This is a genomic window from Actinomyces sp. oral taxon 849 str. F0330 (assembly GCF_000239715.1).
Classification (GTDB): Bacteria; Actinomycetota; Actinomycetes; order Actinomycetales; family Actinomycetaceae; genus Actinomyces; species Actinomyces johnsonii.
On record NZ_JH470409.1, the window covers coordinates 1 to 708 of the forward strand.

1 protein-coding gene and 1 pseudogene are annotated in these 708 nt (G+C 73.7%); both read left to right on the top strand.

Going from position 1 to position 708, the window contains the following annotated elements; all coding sequences use genetic code 11:
* On the top strand, positions 1-446 hold a 446-nt coding region (locus tag HMPREF0975_RS14385), incomplete at its 5' end, for a uroporphyrinogen-III synthase (protein WP_009234972.1).
* Positions 443-708, top strand: a pseudogene (locus HMPREF0975_RS14390) (porphobilinogen synthase); the annotation flags it as partial. The gene HMPREF0975_RS14385 and the pseudogene HMPREF0975_RS14390, both read left to right, overlap by 4 nt.

Sequence of the window (708 nt, forward strand, 5' to 3'; positions counted from 1 at the left end):
CGGCATCGTCCTTGGCCGATCCCGCGCTGGCCGATGGCCTGTGCCGGGCGGGCTGGGAGGTGGAGCAGGTGGCCGCCTACACGACCACCACCGCCGACGCGTCCGACCTTCCGCCGGGTCTGGCCCGCACCTGGGCCACCGGCGGCGTAGATGCTGTCGTGCTCACCGCCCCGTCCACGACGCGCGCCGTCCTGGAGCTGCTCGGCTCCCCTCCGCCCGACACCCGGCTCGTGGCCATCGGTGCCACCACCGCGGCCGCCGCCCGCGAGCTGGGCCTGCCGGTCGCCGCCATCGCCTCCTCCCCCACGCCTGAGGGACTCCTCCAGGCCGTCATCAGCGCCGTTCAAACCTCCACATCACCAGCAAGCCTCACGCATTCCCCGTCATTCCAACGATTCTCCGGAAACTCCGCGGAGAGACTGCCAACCACCAGGAGCACCTCATGACCGATGCCCTTCGACCGGCCGACGACTTCCTGTCGAGCCGCTCCGTACCCGCCCCGCAGGCCCCCGCGGTCCGCCCCCGTCGCCTGCGCACCACCCCGGCGATGCGACGCCTGGCGCGCGAGCACGTCGTGGACCCGGCCGCCCTCATCCTGCCGGTGTTCGTGCGCGAGGGCATCGACTCCCCCGCCCCGTGGAGGCGATGCCCGGCGTCGTCCAGCACACGCTGGACTCGCTGCGCCGCGAGGCCGCCGCCTGCCGCCGA